Origin of the sequence: Vagococcus allomyrinae (assembly GCF_017829975.1) — a bacterium.
Lineage (GTDB): Bacteria > Bacillota > Bacilli > Lactobacillales > Vagococcaceae > Vagococcus_D > Vagococcus_D allomyrinae.
Window position 1 is genome coordinate 13,208 of sequence record NZ_JAEEGA010000003.1, and the last position, 21,933, is coordinate 35,140.

Below are 21,933 nucleotides of genomic sequence, written 5' to 3' on the forward strand. Positions count from 1 at the left end.
TTCACCACCTTTTTATTATAGTACCCATATAATAACAAATAATCACCTTGATGTAAAGGAACGAAAAAGCAACTAGTTCACTTACTTGCTAGCCCTTGGCGATTTTTGATTTTTTTGCGTACTTTCCCTAATAATTAATTTTGGTGGTATCGTATGCTTAATTGGATAATCATACGATTTGACCAACATGCGATTTAACAACTCAATGGTAACCTGAACCATAAAATCAATTTGCAAACGGATGGTCGTCAAAGCAGGCACCAGAAACTCTGATGAGGACAAATCATTAAACCCGATTAAACTAACATCTGAGGGAATTTGGATCCCCATTTCATGAGCCGCTTTGTAACAACCGACAGCCATCGAGTCATTTGCAATAAAAATCGCCGTCGGTCGGTCCGCTTTGTTCATCAACTCTTTGAATAAGCGATAACCATCGGCTGGTGTGTACTTGCCAACAAGGGTCCACTCACTATTCAACAATTGCTGTTTCTGCAAATAGCGTTCATAGACCACTTGCCGTTCATCCATAGCAAAATTTTCATCTTCCCCACCAATAAACCCAATTTTTCGATGGTCTAACTCTATCAGATAATTAAGGGCTTTTTCTGTCCCCAATTTAAAATCAATCACCACGGACATAAACTGTTCTGGCGCAGGGGATGAATCGATAAATACAACTCGTTTGCCCAGTGTTTCAAGCCAGGCAACATCCTCTAAGTCAAATAGCCCCAAGCAGACAATAGCATCTAAGCTGCTCAAAAACTTTTGCGGGTATTGTTTTGTGATGCGTTGGATTTTTTTACCATCTAAAAGTAAATGTTTTTCTAATGCCACTCGAATCGCCAAATAATAGACATCTTCCAGCTCTTCTTCAGCCGAGTAACTGCACAATAAGCCGATGGTCTGCTGGTTGTCCTTTTTCTTTTTGGTTTTTGGAGTTTCATAGTCCAATTCTTCTGCGGCTTCAAATATACGGATTTTCGTTTCATTTGGCACATTCAATGTTGTGTCATAATTCAAAACACGAGATACCGTTGCAGGTGATACCTCTGCGATTGCTGCTATGTCCTTAATGGTTGGATTTCGTTTCTTCGTCATATGCGCTCTTCACCTTCTGAAAGCTTTTTAGCTTTCGGTTTTAACTCTACTATTAGTATACCTAAAAAAATTAAGATTGCACCAATTATCATTTGTAGATTGACGACTTCATTTAGCAATAAAACAGCCCCCAGCATCCCAAAGAAGGCTTCTGTGGATAAGATGACAGCCGCCTCACTGCTAGTCGTGTACATTTGCGAATAGGTCTGCAAGAAATAAGCCACTAGCGTACTGATTAATCCCAGATACAAGACTGGTACCAGTGATTGTTGCGATAGAGATGGCATCGTCCCACCATTAAACACTAACATCAACAAACTACACGCCGCAGCCCCTCCCATTTGAATTAAGGTGATGGCCCACGCCTGATCCTCTTTAACAAAAATATCGGTGAAAAAAATATGTAAGGCAAAAAAGCAAGCACAAACTAAGGTTAACACATCTCCTCGATTTAGGAAGGTCAACTTGCTAGTATCTAAAGAGATAAACGCGATCCCTAAAAAGCTAACAATCGCTCCTATTAGGCCTTTAATGGGGATTTTTTTACGAAAAATAAGCAAGCCTAAAAAAGGAACAATCACCACATTGACAGCCGTCAAAAAAGCATTGCGTGAGGGCGTCGTATATTGTAGCCCAATGGTTTGAAACATAAATGCCAGATAGAGGATCACTCCTAAAAAAGCGCTCTTGATAACAGTCGGCTTTTTTAAAGTCCTTAGTCGCTTAAGATTTAGAACTACCAATACAACAAATGCTAACGTAAATCTGATGGCTAATATTTGGAAGGGGTTAAAATAAGCTAAAGCCAACGAACTAGCCACAAACCCGTTTCCCCAAATAATGGCTACAGCAATTAAACCTAACTGTCCTAATCTCCTGCTTCTAGCCATTCTCCAACTCCTTTAAATAATTCCCTAATAATAAAAACACACTTGACGTCCACGTGAAAGCTAAATCATCATTCCCCGCTCCAGTCTCTGGATTATAGTTTTCAGCCATGCCGTGCTCATTCGCTAATTGACAATATTTTTGTGCCAATCGTTTAGCGATTTCCAAATGCCCACTACGACGAAAAGCATCAAAAAAGATAAAGCTCGCTGGGGCCCAAATCGGACCTAACCAATAACCATCTACCTGATAATGAGGACTGTCCTTAGCTTCTGTCTGCAAACCAAAAGGCCCTTCGAATTGCGTGATAATCCGCTGAATTAAACGCGTCACAAGCGATTCTGGCAGGCGGTAACTAATCACCAACGGCAGACAAAGGAGCAAGCTGTGAGACTCCTCAATCGGCTCTCCTGTTCGATAAGAACGAGCCATAAAATGATCGCCATCGTAAAGCACCTTTAACAACTGTTCGGTTAGTTGATCTGCTAATTGTTGCCACCGCTCACTATCATCAGAGCGACCTAATTGTTTGGCCCACCTTCCTAAGATGTCCATTTGCTGAATGAGATATCCGCTTAAATCAGGAGAGATGACAGGCAATCCTTGATGAAAAATACTGGCATTATCCCAGCCCGAGTCGTTTCCATGAGTGTAATAAGGCAACCCATGATCGCTCATGCGGTAAGTTAGCCAAAAATTAGTCGACGCCGCAATGCTGTCATAAATCACATCTAATTGCGCTGGCTGGCTAAAATAGGGGTGAACAGCCATCAATTGTGAATAAGCCCAGCCGTGAATCGGCGGTTTACAACAATTATATGAGACAAACTGATCATTGATAAAATCAGGGTAAACTCCCGATTTATCCTGATGAGCCATAAAAACTTGAAACTGGCCAAACGCTAATTCAGGGTGTTCAGCAGCTACTCCCATCGCATTAAAGCAATTATCCCAACTCCAAATATTTTGCATCCAATTTTTTGACATATAAATCGACTCACTCGTCAGCTGACCAACCGGTCGAACAATGCTTGACCAGATGATATAATTGGCTAACGCCTGACCTTTACGATAGGCGTGAGGCACATCAGCTGTTTTTTCCCACTCGCGGTATTCCTGCTCAACTAATTGATGGGCCTCTTCAAAAGTCGACAAAGACTTCATTTCCTTTGGTAAAACTACCTGATAATTATCAATCACTAGTTCCTGAGGCTTTTGTTGTCCATCTAAACAGATCTCAATAGTTGGATTGCCAACACGATACCAAGGAGCCTCCACCTTAATCTGACTGCCATTTAGTCTCAAGTGAAACTTTGTCTCTTTTTTATACGAAATGTACTCATACGTGTTTGAAGATAGTTGATTCAGGCTGTCATATCTGACTTTATGAGCCTTCAATCTGACTGCCATTCCAACCACTTTCATACGTAATTGTTCCGCTGTCGGCAAAATCAAGGCGCAAAATTCAGTTGGCCGACTTCGCCGACTGATTTTTAAAAGACTTGCCGTGGTTTCGATCACATAGCTCTCATGAAACGCCTCGCTGGTCAAATCACTATTTCCTTCTAAGACGATCTCAAACAATTCACTAGGGGAATCATCTCCCCCGTGAACGTCGCGAATAAAGATCGCCTGATGTTGAGCCAGATAGGACACAGCAAAATAAGAACCTCTTCTTGAAAAAGGAATCTCTTTAATATCAATCTTCACACTCTCCACCTCACTTATCCTTAACTTCAATCGAAAAACCTAGCTCAAAATTCTCAAATCGAACCTTATGCTCCTCGTACTGTTCTTGACCGCAACTGTTACTGCCTAATCCAGAATGGGCCACATCTATCGTTAACCAGTTACTGCTGCCCCTACTTAACTCATCAATGTGTTTAGCTTTTTCTAAAGTCTCTCGACAATAGTCGTGAACAGTAAAGGTGACTGGCTGATTGAATCGCAACTCTAGCTGCCCCCCTTGATCCCTAGCTCTCGTCAACTTGGCCCAATAAACACTCGTTCGGGCGCCATTTTCTTGAGGTAAAATGTACTCCGTATGCATTTGGCCAACCGTTTTCCGATACACCCCTAGCTGAACTGCTGCTAGACTATCACAATAACTTTCTCCTGGGCCATTGCCATACCAGATGACATCTTGAAAAGCCCTTGTCTTAAAGTCAAACCCTAGCCTTGGCAACATGTCCGGTCGATGGCTTCCGCGGATTTTAGTCTCGCCCTGTATCTTAACTTTAATCAGGCCCGCTGACAAGATATCATAGCGATACGTTAAATGATACCCCCAATTTTGATTCGTGGCCGAAGCGTATGTTTGAACCGTTACTACGACACAGTCCTCCCCTTCCACCATCTCAAAATCGATCAATTGCTCTGTGACTTGATCCATGAAATAGGCGTCTTGCCACTCGGCCGTCTTATACATATCATTGTCAATTGGCGCCCGCCACATGGTAAAGGCAAACCCCTCTTCAAAAATCAACTGACCGCCCTGACTGACACTCAGCAACTTACCAGTTATCGGGCTAAAAATGACCGTTAACGCATCACTCTTGACTTGAAACCGATCTTTTTGACGATCGATCACCAAAGCAGAACCAGGATGAACGACTTCCTGCCATTTGGCTTTTTCAGCTAACACAAGTTGACTTTTAGCAATCTCGTTTTGACCTGTTACTTGCGTTTCACAAAAAGACAAATTGAGGTAAACATCGCCGATTTGACCTTCCTCATACTCAACATCAGGTAAATTAATTCTAACCGTTGACCGAGCAGAGATATCTGGCAACACCAGCGATCCTTCAAATAAAACCTGCTCCTGTTGACAAACTTGATAATCAAGGGTGATCGTCTGCAAACTTTTAAAATCAAACAAATTGGTGATCGCCAACGTAAACGGCGTTTCAGTCGCAGCAACTTCAATCGGCTGAATGATGTATTTGTATTCAAGCAAAGCTGGCGACGGCGTTCGATCTGGGCGCAATAAGCCGTCGATACAAAAATTACTGTTATTCGGTGTGTCGCCGTAATCACCACCATACAAATAGGTAGATTTACCATTTCTTTCGGTCTTAATCCCATGATCAAACCACTCCCAAATAAAGCCGCCGTGGAGTCGATCGTATTTTCGCATAACCTCTTGATACTCTTTCAGACCACCTGGCCCATTGCCCATGGCATGCCCATACTCACAAATTAAGTGAGGTTTTTGTCCTTGGGTTTCTTTGCCAATCGTTTCCAACTTAGCCAAACGAGTGTACATCGTCGTGAAGACATCACTGTGGCGTCCCTCTCGAGCCCCTTCATAATGAATGGGACGAGAATCAATTTTTTTCATTTCCCGATACATGGCGTCAAAATTTTGCCCAGCCCCTGACTCATTTCCGAGAGACCACATGATAATCGCTGGATGGTTATAATCCCGTTTGACCATTCTTAAGCCGCGCTCCACATACGCCTCTTCCCATAAGTCATTATCACTTAACCAATTGTAATCGCCAGTATTTTCAAAACCATGACATTCCAAATCTGCCTCGTCAATCACATATAGACCATAGCGATCGCACAACTGATAAAAATAGTGTTGATTAGGGTAATGGGCCGTTCTAACAGCATTAATATTATGCTGTTTCATCAAGCAAACGTCCTCTTCCATAATAGCCCGTGTCGTTGTCATGCCACCAGTCGTGGTGAAATCATGACGATTGACGCCGTTTAAAAAGATGGTTTGTCCGTTGAGTTGAATCTGATGATCCTTTATTTCAATCGATCGAAAACCAATCGATAATGGCAGGTATTCACTTCCCGCTTTCAACAAGAGTTGATACAAATCAGGGGTTTCTGCCGACCATAATTTAGGACTTTTAATGACCGTTGAACTAATAAACTGGGAACCATGCGCTTCAAATCCCGCTAGTTGGCACCACTGACCCTCAATCAGAATTTCTCCCTGCAGCAGTTGCTTGTGGGGGTTCTCGACAACTAAACGCAATTCATAATCACGGTAATGGTCATCAGGAATAGTTTCAACACGAATATCTTGAATGGTAGTTTTCGCCTGTTGGTATAAAGAAACATCTCTAAAAATCCCTGAAAGCCACCACATATCTTGATCCTCTAAATAAGTTCCTGCCGACCACTTGAGGACTTTGACGAATAATTGATTCTCTTTCGCTTGCACGAATTCGGAAACATCAAACCGCGTCTCATAGCGGCTTCCCATATTAGAGCCAACAAATTGACCATTTAGAAAAACCTCAAAATAAGAGCTGACCCCTTCGAACAGTAAGATCAGCTGATCGGATGGAAGAAGCTGACAATCAAACTGTCGGTAATAAAGCCCTGTCGGATTCTCATCAGGGACAAAAGGGGGATTAATCGGGAATGGGTATAAGACATCTGTATAGTGCATCTGATCATATCCAGACAATTGCCAACAAGATGGCACCTTTATCTGGTTATCACTCATAATCTCAGCAGTTAATTCCGAAATCTCAGGAACTAGCTCTGGATATTGATAAAAATTAAACTGCCAATTACCATTTAAACTCATAAAACCTTTTTGCTGGCAGTCATCAAACGTTAGCGCAGTTTCACGAGTCTCATAGCGGTTAAAAGAAGTAGCTGGCTCCATTCGATTTTTCCCTAAACAATGGATGTTTTCCCATGGTTTCATTTCTCTCATTTTGTCGATACCTCTTTCATCAAAAATTATTTTATAGAACCACTGACACCTTCAATAATGTACTTTTGCGCAAAGAAAAACGCCAAAATTGGTGGGACAATCATCAGGATGGTGATACACATGATGGGAATAATATTAGTATCATGCACCCCTTTAAATGAAGCTAAACCTAAAGCCAAGGTATATTTGCTCCGATCTTGCAAGAAAATTAACGGCCCTAAATAGTCATTCCACACCGATAACATATTAAGAATCGCAATTAGAATCAAAGGCGCCCGCATGATTGGGAAAAAGATTTTGTAAAATATTTGAAAATCATTGGCTCCGTCTATTCTGGCAGCATTTTCAATATCCGTCGGAATGTTCATTAAAAATTGACGCAATAGGAAAATATAATAAGGCGATCCAAAAAACGATGGGACGATCAATGGTTTTAAGGTGTTAATCCATCCCATCATATTAAATTGCATATACAAAGGGATCATCGTTACATCCCAAGGTAACATCATTGAAGCTAGCAACAACATAAACAAAAAGTTCTTAAACTTAAAATCATAGCGGGCAAAGCCAAAAGCGATCAACGAACAGGATAACACTTGGCCTATCGTGGTTAAAACGGTCACCACTGTTGAATTCCATAAGTAGCGTCCAAATGGTTGGGACTGCCAAGCTTCCACAAAATTTTGCCATTGAAAAGCCCGTGGAACAATTGTCGGTGGATAACTATTAACTTCACTAGGGGATTTTAAGGCCGTGATCAACATCCAGAGAAACGGGGCCATAAAATAGAGTGAAAATAAAACCAGGCACATATAGGTTAACCATTTATTTTTCTTCGATAATTCCATTTAGCTCTTTCCTTTCTTAGTCTTCTTCGGTCCCTTAACTTCGGCCTCATAAAAGACCCAGGCGCTTGATGATTTAAAAATCAACGCTGTTAGCATTAAAATAATCACAAACATGACCCAAGCATTGGCGCTTGCATAACCGAGACGTTGGTGCTTAAAGGCATTTTCAAAAACATATAACCCGTAAAAATAGGTAGACTTTAACGGGCCTCCCTTAGTTAGTAAAATAACCAACGTAAGCTGCTGTAAGGCTGTAATTGTTGAAGTGATTAAATTAAATAAAATTGTTGGCGTAATAATCGGAATGGTGATATTAAAAAATTGCTTGAGAGGTGACGCCCCGTCAATAACCGCTGCTTCATAATAATCCTTGGGAATACTTTTAATATTGGTATAAAAGATCAACATCATCGTACCTACTCCCCAAGCACTGGCAATGACAACAGCAAACATGGCCCACTTGGGATCAACTAACCATTTTGGTCCCTCAATTCCGATTAAACTAAGTAAATAGTTTAAAATGCCATATTTTGAGTTAAAAATCCACCCCCAGATAATCGAGACAGCAACACCCGATATCACGGCTGGTAAATAAAAAATCGCTCTAAAAATTTTAACCCCTTTTACTTTTTGTGTTAGGAGAACAGCTAAGATCAGGGCGATAATCATATTAAGCGGAACAAAAATAACCGCAAATTTGATGGTGATGATCAACGACTTCTTAAATTGAGGATCCATCGTAAACATCGTCTTGTAATTTTCCAAGCCGATAAAGGTTGGCTCCCGTGTCACCGGCCAGTCATGTAAGCTCATAAAAAATGAGAATATCAACGGCCCAAAAGTAAAGACGATAAATCCAATAATCCATGGGGCAATAAATAAATAGGGAATCCATTTACGACGATCTTGCTTTTTCTGATAAGGTCTTTTAATACTATTCGACGCCTTGATGCTTTCTTCCAAGTAATTCAGCTCCTTTGATCATAAACTAATCTGACCGTTTTTTGATAGAGGCTGAGTGCTAAGCTCAGCCTCCCTCCTTTACTCTTTTTCCGTCACACCTTTTAACACAGTTTTAGGGGATTCCATGGTACTTGGATTAAAAATTTGTTCAAAAGATAATTTTAAATCTTCCGACACATCGCTCCAATTAGCCACTTTAAAAGAGCTTGGCGTATAGCCCTCACTCTTGATTAACATTTCATAAAAAATACCTTTATACTCATCTTCTTCCAAGCCATTCTCTTTTACCACTGATTTCAAAACCGGTAATTCGTATTCAATGCGCTCATTATTGGCTGCTTGATTCGTCCAAAACTTAATAAATTCAAAGGCAGCCTCTTTATTTTTGGAATACTTGGACATGGCTAAACCAGAAGAACTAATAATACTAACACCTTCGTTGCCATTCCGACTTGGAATTTCTGCTAAACCATAATTAATTCCCGCTTCTTTTAGAGGTTCCAGTGACCATGATCCTGTGACAAACATGCCAACTTTACCTGATTCCATTTCTGTTGAACCATCGCCTTCGGTGGCAATCGCACTTTCGTCCTTTAACATGCCTTGGAAATCATCAAATACTTGAATAGTCTTTTCGCTATCTAGAGCGCCAGCAAGCTTCCCATCTGCCGTTGAATAAGAGGCATCATTCCCCCAGGCAAACATCTCAAAATCATAAGGATCTGGTTTACCCGGCAAGGCATAACCTATATCACCTGTTTGACTATCGCTTAATTCTTTTGCCATCTTGTGCAACTCCTCCCAGGTCCAACCTGATTGAGGGTAAGGAACTTTTTTCGCATCAAACATGTCCTTATTGTAGTAGATAGCGTGAGTCGTAAAGCCGACTGGTAGACCTAAGATATCCCCATCAACAGAATTATAACTCCAAAGCGTCTCATAAAAGTCGTCTTTAAATTCAGGTCCTTCTTTGTCAATAAAAGAGTCCAAGGGTTCCAGGGCATCTTTATACTGAGGATAATTCCACATATACATCACATCTGGTGCGTCTTTAGCACCAATTCCAGCAGAAATCTTCGTATCGTATTCACTACCATAAGCCTCTAAAACAACCTTGATGTCTTTGTGCTCCTCATTAAACTTATCCACTAATTGCTGCTGCATATCCAAACTTTTTTCACTATCCCAAGTAGAAAAACGAACGGTCGTTTTCCCGTCATCTTTGGCCTCCTTAGCTGAACAACCACCCAAAGCCATACTCAACCCCAAAAGAACTGTACCAACAAACAATGTCTTAACTTTCATGCCTAAAACTCCCCTTTACTATTTTTTAGTTATTAACTACCTGTAGTATAATCATATTATTTACTAAATGCAAGCGTTTTTATATATTTATTTACTAAATAAATAATGTGAAATCATGAACTTTACTAAATATCAGGACCACTCTCTTCTTTCGCCATGGATTGCTAAAGGACAAAGTAAAAAAACACTCGATACTATTCTTGTGTTTTAAGACAGAAAAAAACTCTGAGTCTACCATCTCAGAGTTTTTCAGTTTAATCTTGCTATAATTTACCAGCGACTAATTTACCAGCAGACATCGTAGCAACTCTTTTAGACCGACGTGCTACCGCCTCCGCTGAGCAACTAGCCTCAACAAAAACAAAATCAGCTGTATCGCCAACTTTTGGCCAAACCTGTTCACCTTGATCATTTAAAGGTGTCACTCCTTCAGTAATAAACCCAAGAGTGCGACTCAATTCATACTCAGTCACTTGATTGGTCATTTCTCCTAAACGACCAACTCGTTCCAAAATATCACCACTGCCATAAGGCGACCAGTTATCAAAAATATTGTCACACCCCACATGAACCTTAACTCCGGCATTTTGCAACGTTAACACCGGCGGCATATTCCCCAGTGGAACACTGGTAATAATACTGACCCCTTGCTCCGCTAATCGACTGAACAACTCAGTCTGTTGTGTGCCAGTTACATCTGCTAAAGCAAAGGCATGGCTCACAGCCGTCTTGTTTTGCATTTGATATTTCTCAACTAAGTCTAAAAAATACTCAAATGTAGCCAATCCCATTTCGTTTCGCTCATGCAAGTGCAAATCGATGCCTGCTCCTTGTTCAGCAGCTAATCCAAACGTGGCATCCAATGATTTTTTCATGTCACCATCAACAGCCGTCGGATCAACGCCGCCCACTAAGGATGCCCCTTGTTTAAGCGCCTGTCTAACTAGGTCACGACTATCATTTCGCAATAAACCATGTTGGGGAAATGCCACTATTTCAGCGGTCAACTCCTGAGAGTGAGCCGCTAAGCAAGCAACCACTTGATCTAAATAATCCAAGTTCACTCGCGGATGAACATCCACATGACTTCTTAAACTGGTTACCCCAGCTTGTTGAAAGACCTGAATCAATTTTTCAGCACGTTGAGCAACATTTAGCGGCAAACCATTAAGTTCACCAATTTCCATCTCAAAACGCTCCACAATTGAAGACACTCGCTTAACCGCTTGCCAGTTTGTTCCCAAACGAGATTTATCTAAATGACAGTGCTTTTCAGTAAATCCAGGCAGTAATAACGCCCCTTTGGCATCGTATCTAAAACCGACTAATTGGTCATCATCCGCCTGCAACAACTGACTAATAACACCATCTTCAATAACTATTGTAACTAGGTCTGTCAATGTCTCACTGACAACTCCGGCCACTTTTTTAAAACCTGTTTCAATCCGGACATCTCGAATAATGATTCGTTTCATCTTTTCATCTCCTAATTTTTTTATGATTCTATGCCACAAACTAATAATAACGCCAGATCAGTCGAATTGACTGTTTCCCTGAGTTTATGGGACAAACGAAATTAAGTGCCTCTGGTTGCACTTCTGCTATCTTTACTTTATCATGATAGTATTCAGATGGAAAATATTAATAATATTAGATTGTTATACTTATTTTATATAGGAGGTGTTCGGCGATGGATTTGCGACAACTTAAATACTTTATTGCAATTGCAGAAGCCAAAAATATCACAGAAGCTGCGAAAAGGTTGCACATTGCTCAGCCGCCATTAAGTCAAATGTTAAAACAATTGGAATTGGAGCTAGGAACTACGCTAATCGAGCGTCAAGGGCGCCAAAACAGATTGACTGACTCAGGCAAGGTTTTGTACAATGAAGCCCTCAAAATCACCAAACAATTAGAAGAAACTGAGTTATTAGTGAAAGATACCAACTCTGGCATAAAAGGAAATTTAGCTTTAGGGATCAATACCCTCTCAGCTGAAGAGCTTGTCCCTAGCTTAGTCTCATTTCAGCAAAAATATCCGGCGGTCACCTTTGATATTCATCAAAATGAATCAGATGTCTTGTGCCAAATGATTAGGGAGAGACAAATCGATATCGCCTTAATCCGTTTCCCTTTACAAGTTGATGATTTTGATGTGATTTATTTAAACACAGAGCCCTTCTATTTTATCTGTGACGGGTCTAGCAAAAAAGGGCCAAATCCTGCTGATTATATTGGCATCGCCAACAGTAAGCTAGTTCTGCCAAGCACCAAAGGATTAGGTGTTTACCATTCAATTATCGAATACCTAGCAAAGTTTCAGCTCAATCCTCACTCGATTTCAAGCTGCTCTGACATTAACCTGTTGTTTCAACTCGTCGAAGCGGGATTTGGCACTAGCATTGTACCTAAATCCTTGTTAACCCAACAAATCCATCGAAAAGTTGAAGCTCACCCACTTGAGGACCCGTTGTTTAATTCTTCCTACGGATTAATCACTCTCAAAAATACTTATCAAAGCACCGTTGTCAAAAAGCTGATTACCGAAATAACCTCACTCTAAATACTCTTTGGTAAAAATTGAAGGTCTGAGCATTGAGCCAAAAAAAAAGCTCCCAAAAGGAGTTGATCGACAGTTTGAACCTCATTCCAAATGTGCTACCTTGGCGGAAAAGGGATAAAAATCCCCCCACTTTAGATCCTTTGCTCACATTCAGCCCGCATTTCGGTCTGTCAGGAAAGGAACTTTTAGGAAATCAACTAAACACACCGTTTGCAAGCGACTCACTAACATAAGGTGAGTCGTTTTTTTGCGATAAATAAGTCATCAAAGAAAGCAAATCACAGGCTGGTTAGCTCAGCTAATTGGCCATTAGCTAACCCACTCCGGAGAAAGATCATTAATTGGGGGGCTGTTGGTTGAATAAATCCACAGTTAGTCGACTGTCAATAAAATTACTTAACAGCTTTTTAAAGGGGGGTTAAGATGAGTTAGACCGGCGGAAACGTCAACAGAAACGATCCAACACTTTTTGATTGAGAGATAAAGTGGTTATCTAGGGCAGTTAGCATAATCGAGCGTTGACGTTATGCTATTACTTGCTTTAGTCATCGGTCAAGTCCGGCATTAGGCGACGTTCACTCGGCGGTTGCTAACTAGCGAACAACACTGATATAACAACGTTTCCAAACGTTTTCCTAAGATGTTATAAAAGTTCTATTAACGTCAACTGTAGCGATATATTTCTATTTTATTAATGATCAAAATCGTTATTTAAAGCAACTGATTTTACCTCTTGTGAAGTTAATCAGATAAGCCACTGCACTTTCATTAAAGAAATTGTTATACTATTATTTGCTTTTTTATTGGTCATGTCCGGCATCAGTTGACGTTCACTCGACCATCACCAAACGCTAGTAAAAGCTGATATAGACGTATTTGGTAGCTTTTTTCTAAGTTTTTTTAGTGCCGAATACAACGTCAACTGTAACGATACAAATTTTTTTGATCAGTTAATAACGTTGTTATTTAAAACGATGGCTGTATTTTGAGCGACCTCCGCTGAAGCAGACTCGATCATTAGGGGTTGACGTTATGCTATCACTCGCTTAATTTTTCGGTCATGTCCGAGATCAGTTGACGTTCACTCGACCAGCAATAAATGCAAATAAAAGCCGCTATAACAACCTTTTAAAGAATGTCTCCAAATCATTTTAGACGTAGAAATCACGTCAACTATAGCGATACATTTTTATTTATTAAACGGTCAAAATCGTTATTTAAAGCAACTGATTTTGACTCTCGTGAAGTGAACAAGATACATTCACTGCCCTCCCCATTTAAGAAGTTGTTATACTATTTTTTGCTTTTTTTTGGTCATGTCCGAGATCAGTTGACGTTCAACCGATCATCACTAACCCCTGGAAAAGACTGATATAATCATCTTTTTAAACTTTTTTCTAAGACTTTTTTTAATAAATTCAACGTCAACTGTAGCGATACAATTTTCGTGAATCAACAAATGGAATAGTTATTTAACTCAATGTAAAAAAACAACATAACCCATCCTAAAACAACTTCGAACCTCCTGTTAACTAGATATTTCCATCCGAAGTATTTTGCCTTTCGGCTCTACTCTATTGATAACATATGCCAGGAAATTTGTAAATAGGCCTGGCCTAAGTCACCCTTTTTCGTATTGAAATATTTCAGAAAAAATTGCGCAAAGAGGTCAAATCGCTGAAATGACGGGGATTAACAAGAAAGGAACCTGTTATCCTTAAAATAAGCTCATAATAGGCTCAACTAAGGCTCCAACCTAAAGTAGCATTACATGCAGAAAAAGGCTGTCCCAACATTCGAATGATGAACGTTGGGACAGCCCCTTCTATTAGGACAAATTAATAGGCGGCCCCTTCTTTGCTCGGCATACAATATAAGACAAATAGAGCAAACGACCCTAGATAAGGAATAAAACTGATAAAAATTAATGCCCAGTGAAACCCACCATCTCTTAACCTTCTGACACTTAGTGCAACCGACGGGACTATTGAGGCAATGATGTACAAGATAATAATAGCAAGCCAGATGATCATGGGAACGATGCTACCTTCTCCCCATCCAGATAAAAAACCAAGAAAAAGAGTGACCGCAACTGACACTAATCCCAATAAAAAATTACTCAACATCAAGTACCAATAATCACTTCTTGTGGACTTTCCTTCAAAATTAACATAATTCCCCCAAAACTTTAAATACGACTCAACCATTTAACAAAATTCTCCTAACATCTTTTCTTCAAGTTCTTATAACGATCTTTTTACGAAACGAACTTGAAATAAAAGTATAACATAACTCATCACTCAGTGACATACTTTTTTATCTCATCAATCGCGGAAAACGATACAAAAAAATAACAAAACACGCTCACTATTCGACAATTTCTCAAAAGAAGACCAACCGAAACACACGATTGGTCACCTGATCCAAAAAAGCTCAGAGCCTTAGCTGTGACTTTTAAAATTCAATTAATTTTAGATGAGCTAATTGTGTGTTCAGACTGATCATCCCACCAATTGGTAAAGTCATCATCGGCTGAGTATGGCCAAAATCCAAATCATAATAGACGGGAATTGTTTTTAGGACGGGGTGCTTATCTAAAATAAAATGTAATTGCTCCTCCGTCATTTCAGATGTTTCCTGGAACCTACCAATTAGCAATCCTTTAATCTCCTTAGTGACTTGTAGCAAGGAAGCCAAATCTCTAGCAAAAGTCTCTGGAATTGTCAATTCGTCATCCTCAATAAATAAGATGGACTGATCAACAGTCGGCATAAACTCGGTTCCTTGAAGTAAATTTAACGTACAGAGATTTCCTCCTACTAAAGTCCCCAGAGCCGTGCCGTGTTGGTAGACCTTCCAGTCTGTCTGATGATAGTTTCTCTTTTCCTGATTAATAAACCACTTGTCATCACTCCAATACCTAGAAGGTACTAAATCAAAGGGTTCTTCTTGACATAAACACTGCTTAAAATGTGTGGATTGATACGATTGAAGTTCCGTCATTTGAAAACTGGAAAAATGAGGCCCAGAATAGGTGACAAACTGGCATTTTGCCGTAATCGCGTTAGCCAGTGCCGTAATATCACTGTACCCGCAAAGAACCTTAGGATTAGCCTGAATCAACTGATAATCCAAATAAGGTAGCAATTCATTGCTATTAAAGCCACCGATAACCGTTAAAATACCTTTAACATTTGGATCCGCAAAAGCTTCGTGAATGTCTGCGACTCGTTCAGCAATTGGCGACGAGTGTTGCAAATCACAAGTTTCCACATGTTTACCGAAGGTCACCTTAAACCCAAAGGCCTCTAACCGCTGTCGCGCTAAAATCACCCCGTCATCAGCTAAGATCTTTAAGCTACGGCTTGGGGCAATTATTCTTATTTCGTCCCCATGTTTCAATTTTTCAGGTATTTTCATCATTGATCTTCCTTTCCATCAAAAAAATAACCTCTTTAGGCTATGATACCTAAGAGGCTGTTTTTTAGCAACTATTATTCAACTGTCACACTCTTGGCTAAATTACGTGGTTTGTCCACATCCAGTCCCCGTTGCAAACTAGCAAAATAAGCGATCAATTGAGTCGGAATGACACTTACTAAAGGACTTAATAAGGTATCCACCTGAGGTAAAATAATCGCATCACCTGACCGCTCAAAGCCCTCCATGGCGATGACAATCGTATTAGCCCCCCGACTCTCAACTTCTTTCAGATTGCCACGAGTATGGGAGCCCATGACCAAATCCGTGATGATGCCAAAGACTGGTGTTCCTTCTTCAACAAGTGCAATCGTGCCATGCTTTAGTTCACCAGCCGCAAAGCCTTCTGCTTGAATATAAGAAATTTCTTTTAATTTAAGCGAAGCTTCCATTGACACATAGTAGTCAACACCCCGTCCAATATAAAAGGCATTCCGAGTGGTACTCAAACTTTCTTCAACCAACTTAGCCATTGCTTCTTTTTCGTTGATCAGCACATCCATCCCATTTGCTACAAGTCCCAGCTGATGAATCAAATCAAAGACCTTCGCTTTTTCCAACCCACGGCCTTCCCCGGCGACTTTAGCTAAAATCGCTAGAACTGCTATTTGAGCAGTGTAGGCTTTAGTCGATGCAACGGCAATTTCCGGTCCAGCATGCAACAACAACGTGTGTTTAGCTTCTCGTGAAAGCGTAGAACCAGGAACGTTGGTCAAAGTTAAGGAAGGGTGCCCTAAATGATTAATTTTAACCAAAACTTGACGACTATCCGCTGTCTCACCACTTTGACTTAAAAAGATAAAGAATGGTTTTTTTGCTAAAATCGGCATGTTATAACCAAACTCGCTTGCTAAATGCACTTCCACAGGTATTTCCACTAATTGCTCTAATAGTTGTTTGCCAACCCAACCAGCATGCCAACTCGTTCCACAAGCAACAATATAAACCCGTTCGCTAGCAATTAACTCTTCGACAATCTTAGCATCAACCTTCAAATGATTCTGATCATCAGAATAACGTTGAATTAAACGACGCATCACTGCTGGCTGCTCATCAATCTCTTTTAACATATAATGGGCGTAGGTTCCTTTTTCCATGTCTTCCAAATCCAGTTGCGCTTCATATGGTTCGCGGCGAATCAAGTTACCCTTTTCGTCTTCGATTTCCACTTTATCGGCCCAAATCGTCACTAACTCTCCGTCGACAATTTCCACAAAATGTTTGGTTTCCTGAATCATGGCCATCGCATCACTACAAATCACATTAAAATCAGCCCCTAACCCAACTAATAAAGGACTCTTATTTTTGGCTACGTAAATTTGATCAGGGTTTTGTTTATCCACTAATGCAAAGGCGTATGATCCCTTGATAATCGTCAAAGCCTTTTTAAAAGCCTCTTTGACTGTCATACTCTCTTGAGTAACAAAATAACTCACCAACTGAACCGCAATTTCAGTATCAGTCTCACCTTTTAATAAATCGTCATTAATAAAATGAGCGCGAATTTCTTCAAAATTTTCAATGACCCCATTGTGAACCAAGACAAAACGTCCATCGTTCGACGTGTGAGGATGGGCATTGGTTTCTGATGGTTTGCCATGTGTCGCCCACCGCGTGTGGCCAATCCCAATATCTCCTTGAACTCGGCCGTCAATTTTTTCTTTTAGATCGGCTATTCTCCCCTGGGATTTAACCAGGTGGTCCTGATCATCATGACCTGTCACAAAGATCCCAGCTGAGTCATACCCACGATATTCTAATTTTTCCAACCCTTGAATTAATATTTCCGTTGTATTTTTTTTTCCAATTACGCCTACAATTCCACACATAATGAAAACCCACTTTCTTTTTAAACTCATTATATGTCTCTATCTGCCTGATCAAGTTTCTGTTATAGCCTCACAGCTATTTTTTAGACTTAATCTTTAGAGTGCAGTCCCTAGAGTCACCCGCCGAAATTTCGATAAACTCTGTCCTCGTCACCTAAACATCAAAACCGAATAGGTCTGGCGCTATCCATAAAATTGGTATAGTTCACCTCTCTCATGTTTTATTCATAGAAACATTATAAATCATAATATTAATCGGTAGATTTGTCAACAGTTTTTTTATTGGTATATTCTAAAAGCGTTAAAAAACCACTAATGGTATACCCCGTCAATAGTTTTTAGCAGTTAATTATTTAAAACAGTAGGTCATGAGATCGACTTTAACTACTGGCCTTATGGCTCTTGATAAATGCCATTCTCGCTCAGAATAAAGGCCATCTAAGAACCAAGATGACTTGCCCCCTGATATGGCTCAAGCCCACCTAAACGGTTCTCAACACCTATATCTTGGACAAAAAAAGCAGCACAACCGCTAAGGGTTATGCTGCCGTATTCACTCTATTCAATGCCAATTTCAGCCCGAACCACATCCGCTATTTTATCAACGTAATAGTTCACTTTTTCTTGAGTTGGTGCTTCAGCCATTACTCGCAAGAGAGGCTCTGTTCCTGAAGGTCGAACCAGAATTCGTCCATCGCCATTCATTTCAGCTTCAGCTTTGTCAATCGCTTCTTTAATAGCAGGAACATCCATGGCGCCATGTTTATCCGACACTTTGATATTGACTAACTTTTGCGGGTATTCTTCCACTTCGCTGGCTAATTCCGATAATTTTTTACCAGTTTCACGCATGACATTGATCAGCTGAATACCAGACAACAACCCATCACCAGTTGTATTATAATCTAAGAAAATCATGTGACCAGACTGCTCGCCACCGAAATTATAGCCGTTTTTACGCATTTCTTCTACCACATAGCGATCGCCAACCTGGGTCGCCAAAGCAACCATTCCTTCTGCTTCAACCGCTTTGTGGAAACCTAAGTTACTCATAACTGTAGAGACAATGGTATTTTTCTTTAAGCGTCCTTGTTCAAACAAATACTTACCACAAATAAACATAATTTTATCGCCATCGATAATATTTCCAAGTTCATCCACAGCAATCACTCGGTCACCATCGCCATCAAAAGCCAAACCTAAATCAGCTTGTTTCTCCACAACCAATTTAGCCAAAGCCTCTGGATGAGTCGAACCAACACCATCGTTAATATTCAAGCCATTAGGACTGGTTCCCATTGTATAAAAGTCGGTCTCCAAGTCAGCAAACACTCGATTGACAAGTGGTGTTGTGGCACCATTGGCACCATCTAAGCAAACGCGAATATTTTCAAAATCACCGTCAACTGTATCGGTTAAAAATTGTGAATACTTCAAAATGCCTTCGGGAAACTCGTCAACCGTTCCTAAACCAGCAGCTGATGGTCGAGGCAAAGTATCAGTTTCGGCATCCAATAAGGCTTCGATTTCCAATTCCTGGGCATCGACCAATTTAAACCCATCTGGTCCAAAGAATTTAATGCCATTGTCTAATGCCGGATTATGGGAAGCCGAGATCATCACACCTGCAGCCGCCTTTTGCAATCTTGTTAAATAAGAAACCCCCGGTGTCGAAATCACACCTAATTGAAAGACTTCAATACCGACTGACAACAATCCGGAAATTAAGGCATGCTCCAACAACTGACCAGAAATCCGTGTGTCTCGTCCGACAAGTACTCGTGGCTGTTTCCCTGATTCTTGATTATGCTGGCATAAAACATAACCGCCATAACGTCCTAATTGAAATGCCAATTCTGGTGTAAGTTCTTGGTTGGCAATCCCTCTAACGCCGTCTGTTCCAAAATATTTTCCCATTTTTTAATACCTCTCCATTACTTCTAAATTTTATAAGTTAGTTATTTATTAGTTAGAGCCATCCGTAGTAGTACTACTGGATGGACTGGTTGAACTAGATGAATTTTTGGTACTGCTCGTCTTTGTACTTGACTTAGTCGTTGACTCGGACACTTTTGGCTTATCACTTTTCACAGCCGTAATTTTAACTTCGACAGCCACTGGCTCAACTTTGACATTTTCTGGAGCAGTTATGGTAAAGGTATCTGTCTTACTTTCGGTAATGTTACTAGTATCAATGTAGACTTCCAAACTTTCGACTTGATCGATCGCTTCACGAGGTCCGCTGATTGTGACATTTTCATAACCTGTATCAAATTGAAAAGAAGATATACCTGCTGGAATTGAACCAGACTGTTTTAATACTAATGGTACAGATTTACTTGGCGCATCCACTGTCACTTTCATAATGACATTTGTCGGCTCAATAATCACACTTAAGACATTACCCTCTTTGTCTAAAGCGACAACATCGACTCGTTTTGATAAATCATCAGACAGATCTCGATCATCATCTAAAGAAGCGACGACTTGATCAATCTGATCCAGCGTTGTGGCTCCAGACGTAATCGCAACTTGTGACGGTTCAACACTGATCGTTTCCAAAGAGTAACCATTTTTCAACAAGTTATCATTAACTTTCGTCGTAACCTCAAAGTTACGCGTTTCCCGTTTTTCAATTCGCACTTGAATGTTCTTGTTTTCTAAGGTTGCCCGCACAGCCTGATTCAACCCAGTCACTTTTAGTGGCACTTCGAAAACCCCTTCTGTATAGGAGGTCAAATCAGCTTCAACTTTAAAATTACGTGTTTGACTGTTGGACTCAATATCAAGCAACAATTGATTAGAGCTTCGAAGATAAACCGTTGTTGTCTCTTCATAACCGGCAACATAGTATTTGCTCTCATCGTATTTCAATTTAATCGGCACGTCATTGACAGAAATTTCCAGTCCCGTTTGACTTGTTGAGTTTTTTAGGGGCTGATTAATCGAATTGGCATTAAAAAAAAGTAGTAGTGCGAAAAACAAGGCTAAAATCCGTGTAAACCACTTGCTATCGGTCAGCTTATCCATTATTTGCCACCTCCTTTAGAAATACCATCTAAGAAGGTTTGAAACAAGTTTTCTTTGGGCTCATTTTTTTCTTTAACCAACTCACGTTTTAGCACTTTTAAATACTGTTCCTGCGTTAAATGAGTGTCTAAGTAGTTATTTTGCGCAATACTGACATCCCCGGTTTCTTCCGACACAATAATCGTAAGAGAATCACTGACTTCACTAATTCCCACAGCTGCACGGTGCCGGGTTCCAAACTCTTTAGGGATCGACTCGTTTTCAGATAAGGGCAAGTATGCTGAAGCTGCCGCTATTTTATCATCACGAATAATGACGGCACCATCATGCAGCGGCGTATTTGGAATGAAAATATTGATTAACAGCTCTCCCGTTATCTCTGCATCAATCGGGATACCCGTTTCAATATATTCTTCAAGTCCAGTCGTCTTTTGAATGGTAATCAATGCACCTATTTTCCGCTTCGCCATGTATTGAATGGCTTTATCAAAGGCGTTTACCATCGCTAAATCTTTCCGCTCACTCTTATTGGTTTTCCTGAAAAGCGCGCCTCGTCCAAGGTGCTCCAAACCGCGTCTCACTTCTGGTTGAAAAATAATAATGGCTGCTATTACACCATAAGTGATGACTTGATCCATCAACCAAGACACTGTTAGGAGTCCTAATAGAGAACTGACAATTCTAACGACAATAATAACTGCTATCCCTTTAAGCAATTGGACAGCCTTCGTTCCTTTTACAAGACTAAATAATTTGTAAATCAAGTACCATACAACTAATATATCTAAAATATTTATTAAAAAACTTGTTGTAAAAATATAATTATTAAATAAATCGCTCCAGCTATCAAATTTAAAAAGATTCATAAACTGACTCCACATAAGTCTCACTCCTAATCCACCATAGGTGCGTCTTAATGCCACACAAATTGCTGTACAGTATACTGACAATCCTATTCTCATGGGTCCGTTATTCCCAATTATTCACGTTGTCTTGGGCTGTTGATAAAAAGTTATCTATCTAAGTATACCATATTCTCAAAAAGCTGGAAACAAAACTATTAGCCGATTCTTTCCTTCAGCCTTTTACCCAAGAATATTTATAACAAAATTCGGAAATATCTAACATAGACACCGTTTACCAGGACTTAGAAGACAACTATTCTATTAAAGATTTCCACTAAAAAAACAACAATACCATTCCCTCTAATTTTCCCTTCTCAATCCTCCACTAGACAAA

The 21,933-nt window shown here is 40.1% G+C and carries 15 protein-coding genes; 1 reads left to right on the plus strand and 14 read right to left on the minus strand.

What is annotated here, in order from left to right; all coding sequences use genetic code 11:
• Positions 1-81: 81 nt before the first annotated feature.
• The 8 genes from I6N95_RS05565 to I6N95_RS05600 all read right to left on the minus strand — a co-directional run bounded on the left by I6N95_RS05565 (position 82) and on the right by I6N95_RS05600 (position 11,267).
• On the minus strand, positions 82-1,101 hold the full coding sequence (locus I6N95_RS05565; RefSeq protein ID WP_209525459.1) for a LacI family DNA-binding transcriptional regulator: 1,020 nt from the start codon (positions 1,099-1,101) through the stop codon (positions 82-84).
• On the minus strand, positions 1,098-1,991 hold the full coding sequence (locus I6N95_RS05570) for a DMT family transporter (RefSeq protein WP_209525462.1): 894 nt from the start codon (positions 1,989-1,991) through the stop codon (positions 1,098-1,100). Before I6N95_RS05570 ends, I6N95_RS05565 begins: the two co-directional genes overlap by 4 nt.
• Entirely contained in the window at positions 1,984-3,699 is a 1,716-nt protein-coding gene (locus tag I6N95_RS27650) for an amylo-alpha-1,6-glucosidase (RefSeq protein WP_209525464.1), read from the minus strand. Before I6N95_RS27650 ends, I6N95_RS05570 begins: the two co-directional genes overlap by 8 nt.
• 10 nt (positions 3,700-3,709) lie before the next feature.
• On the minus strand, positions 3,710-6,676 hold the full coding sequence (locus I6N95_RS05580) for a glycoside hydrolase family 2 TIM barrel-domain containing protein (RefSeq protein WP_209525466.1): 2,967 nt from the start codon (positions 6,674-6,676) through the stop codon (positions 3,710-3,712).
• Positions 6,677-6,702: 26 nt separating this feature from the next.
• On the minus strand, positions 6,703-7,524 hold the full coding sequence (locus tag I6N95_RS05585; RefSeq protein WP_209525468.1) for a carbohydrate ABC transporter permease: 822 nt from the start codon (positions 7,522-7,524) through the stop codon (positions 6,703-6,705).
• Entirely contained in the window at positions 7,525-8,487 is a 963-nt protein-coding gene (locus I6N95_RS05590; RefSeq protein ID WP_245249271.1) for a carbohydrate ABC transporter permease, read from the minus strand.
• Positions 8,488-8,565: 78 nt separating this feature from the next.
• Complete coding sequence (locus I6N95_RS05595) at positions 8,566-9,792, minus strand: ABC transporter substrate-binding protein (RefSeq protein WP_209525470.1); 1,227 nt, start codon at positions 9,790-9,792, stop codon at positions 8,566-8,568.
• Positions 9,793-10,055: 263 nt separating this feature from the next.
• The gene (locus I6N95_RS05600; protein ID WP_209525473.1) at positions 10,056-11,267 is read right to left on the minus strand and encodes an amidohydrolase; all 1,212 of its coding nucleotides are present in this window, start codon (positions 11,265-11,267) and stop codon (positions 10,056-10,058) included.
• 215 nt (positions 11,268-11,482) lie between these two features.
• On the opposite strand from I6N95_RS05600, the gene I6N95_RS05605 reads away from it, so the two are divergent.
• Positions 11,483-12,355, plus strand: a complete 873-nt coding sequence (locus tag I6N95_RS05605; protein WP_209525475.1) for a LysR family transcriptional regulator — start codon at positions 11,483-11,485, stop codon at positions 12,353-12,355.
• Between the two features lie 1,838 nt (positions 12,356-14,193).
• On the opposite strand, the gene I6N95_RS05610 is transcribed toward I6N95_RS05605, so the two are convergent.
• From I6N95_RS05610 to cdaA, 6 genes are all read right to left on the minus strand, one after another.
• Positions 14,194-14,562 (minus strand): DUF805 domain-containing protein, encoded by a 369-nt coding sequence (locus tag I6N95_RS05610; protein ID WP_209525477.1) that lies wholly within the window; start codon positions 14,560-14,562, stop codon positions 14,194-14,196.
• 247 nt (positions 14,563-14,809) lie between these two features.
• Positions 14,810-15,775 carry a S66 family peptidase gene (locus tag I6N95_RS05615; RefSeq protein ID WP_209525479.1) on the minus strand — a complete coding sequence of 322 codons (966 nt, stop codon included), beginning with the start codon at positions 15,773-15,775 and terminating at the stop codon, positions 14,810-14,812.
• 74 nt (positions 15,776-15,849) lie between these two features.
• Positions 15,850-17,664 (minus strand): glutamine--fructose-6-phosphate transaminase (isomerizing), encoded by a 1,815-nt coding sequence (gene glmS / locus I6N95_RS05620; RefSeq protein ID WP_209525481.1) that lies wholly within the window; start codon positions 17,662-17,664, stop codon positions 15,850-15,852.
• A 558-nt stretch (positions 17,665-18,222) separates the two neighbouring features.
• On the minus strand, positions 18,223-19,581 hold the full coding sequence (gene glmM / locus I6N95_RS05625) for a phosphoglucosamine mutase (RefSeq protein ID WP_209525483.1): 1,359 nt from the start codon (positions 19,579-19,581) through the stop codon (positions 18,223-18,225).
• 48 nt (positions 19,582-19,629) lie between these two features.
• Positions 19,630-20,694 carry a CdaR family protein gene (locus tag I6N95_RS05630; protein WP_209525485.1) on the minus strand — a complete coding sequence of 355 codons (1,065 nt, stop codon included), beginning with the start codon at positions 20,692-20,694 and terminating at the stop codon, positions 19,630-19,632.
• Complete coding sequence (gene cdaA, locus I6N95_RS05635) at positions 20,694-21,575, minus strand: diadenylate cyclase CdaA (RefSeq protein WP_209525487.1); 882 nt, start codon at positions 21,573-21,575, stop codon at positions 20,694-20,696. Before cdaA ends, I6N95_RS05630 begins: the two co-directional genes overlap by 1 nt.
• Positions 21,576-21,933: the final 358 nt, after the last annotated feature.

Coding starts and splice junctions, on each gene's coding strand:
- I6N95_RS05565 (WP_209525459.1), bottom strand. CDS start 1,101: ATGACGAAGAAACGAAATCCAACCATTAAGGACATAGCAGCAATCGCA.
- I6N95_RS05570 (WP_209525462.1), bottom strand. CDS start 1,991: ATGGCTAGAAGCAGGAGATTAGGACAGTTAGGTTTAATTGCTGTAGCC.
- I6N95_RS05580 (WP_209525466.1), bottom strand. CDS start 6,676: ATGAGAGAAATGAAACCATGGGAAAACATCCATTGTTTAGGGAAAAAT.
- I6N95_RS05585 (WP_209525468.1), bottom strand. CDS start 7,524: ATGGAATTATCGAAGAAAAATAAATGGTTAACCTATATGTGCCTGGTT.
- I6N95_RS05595 (WP_209525470.1), bottom strand. CDS start 9,792: ATGAAAGTTAAGACATTGTTTGTTGGTACAGTTCTTTTGGGGTTGAGT.
- I6N95_RS05600 (WP_209525473.1), bottom strand. CDS start 11,267: ATGAAACGAATCATTATTCGAGATGTCCGGATTGAAACAGGTTTTAAA.
- I6N95_RS05605 (WP_209525475.1), top strand. CDS start 11,483: ATGGATTTGCGACAACTTAAATACTTTATTGCAATTGCAGAAGCCAAA.
- I6N95_RS05610 (WP_209525477.1), bottom strand. CDS start 14,562: ATGGTTGAGTCGTATTTAAAGTTTTGGGGGAATTATGTTAATTTTGAA.
- I6N95_RS05615 (WP_209525479.1), bottom strand. CDS start 15,775: ATGAAAATACCTGAAAAATTGAAACATGGGGACGAAATAAGAATAATT.
- glmS (WP_209525481.1), bottom strand. CDS start 17,664: ATGTGTGGAATTGTAGGCGTAATTGGAAAAAAAAATACAACGGAAATA.
- glmM (WP_209525483.1), bottom strand. CDS start 19,581: ATGGGAAAATATTTTGGAACAGACGGCGTTAGAGGGATTGCCAACCAA.
- I6N95_RS05630 (WP_209525485.1), bottom strand. CDS start 20,694: ATGGATAAGCTGACCGATAGCAAGTGGTTTACACGGATTTTAGCCTTG.
- cdaA (WP_209525487.1), bottom strand. CDS start 21,575: ATGTGGAGTCAGTTTATGAATCTTTTTAAATTTGATAGCTGGAGCGAT.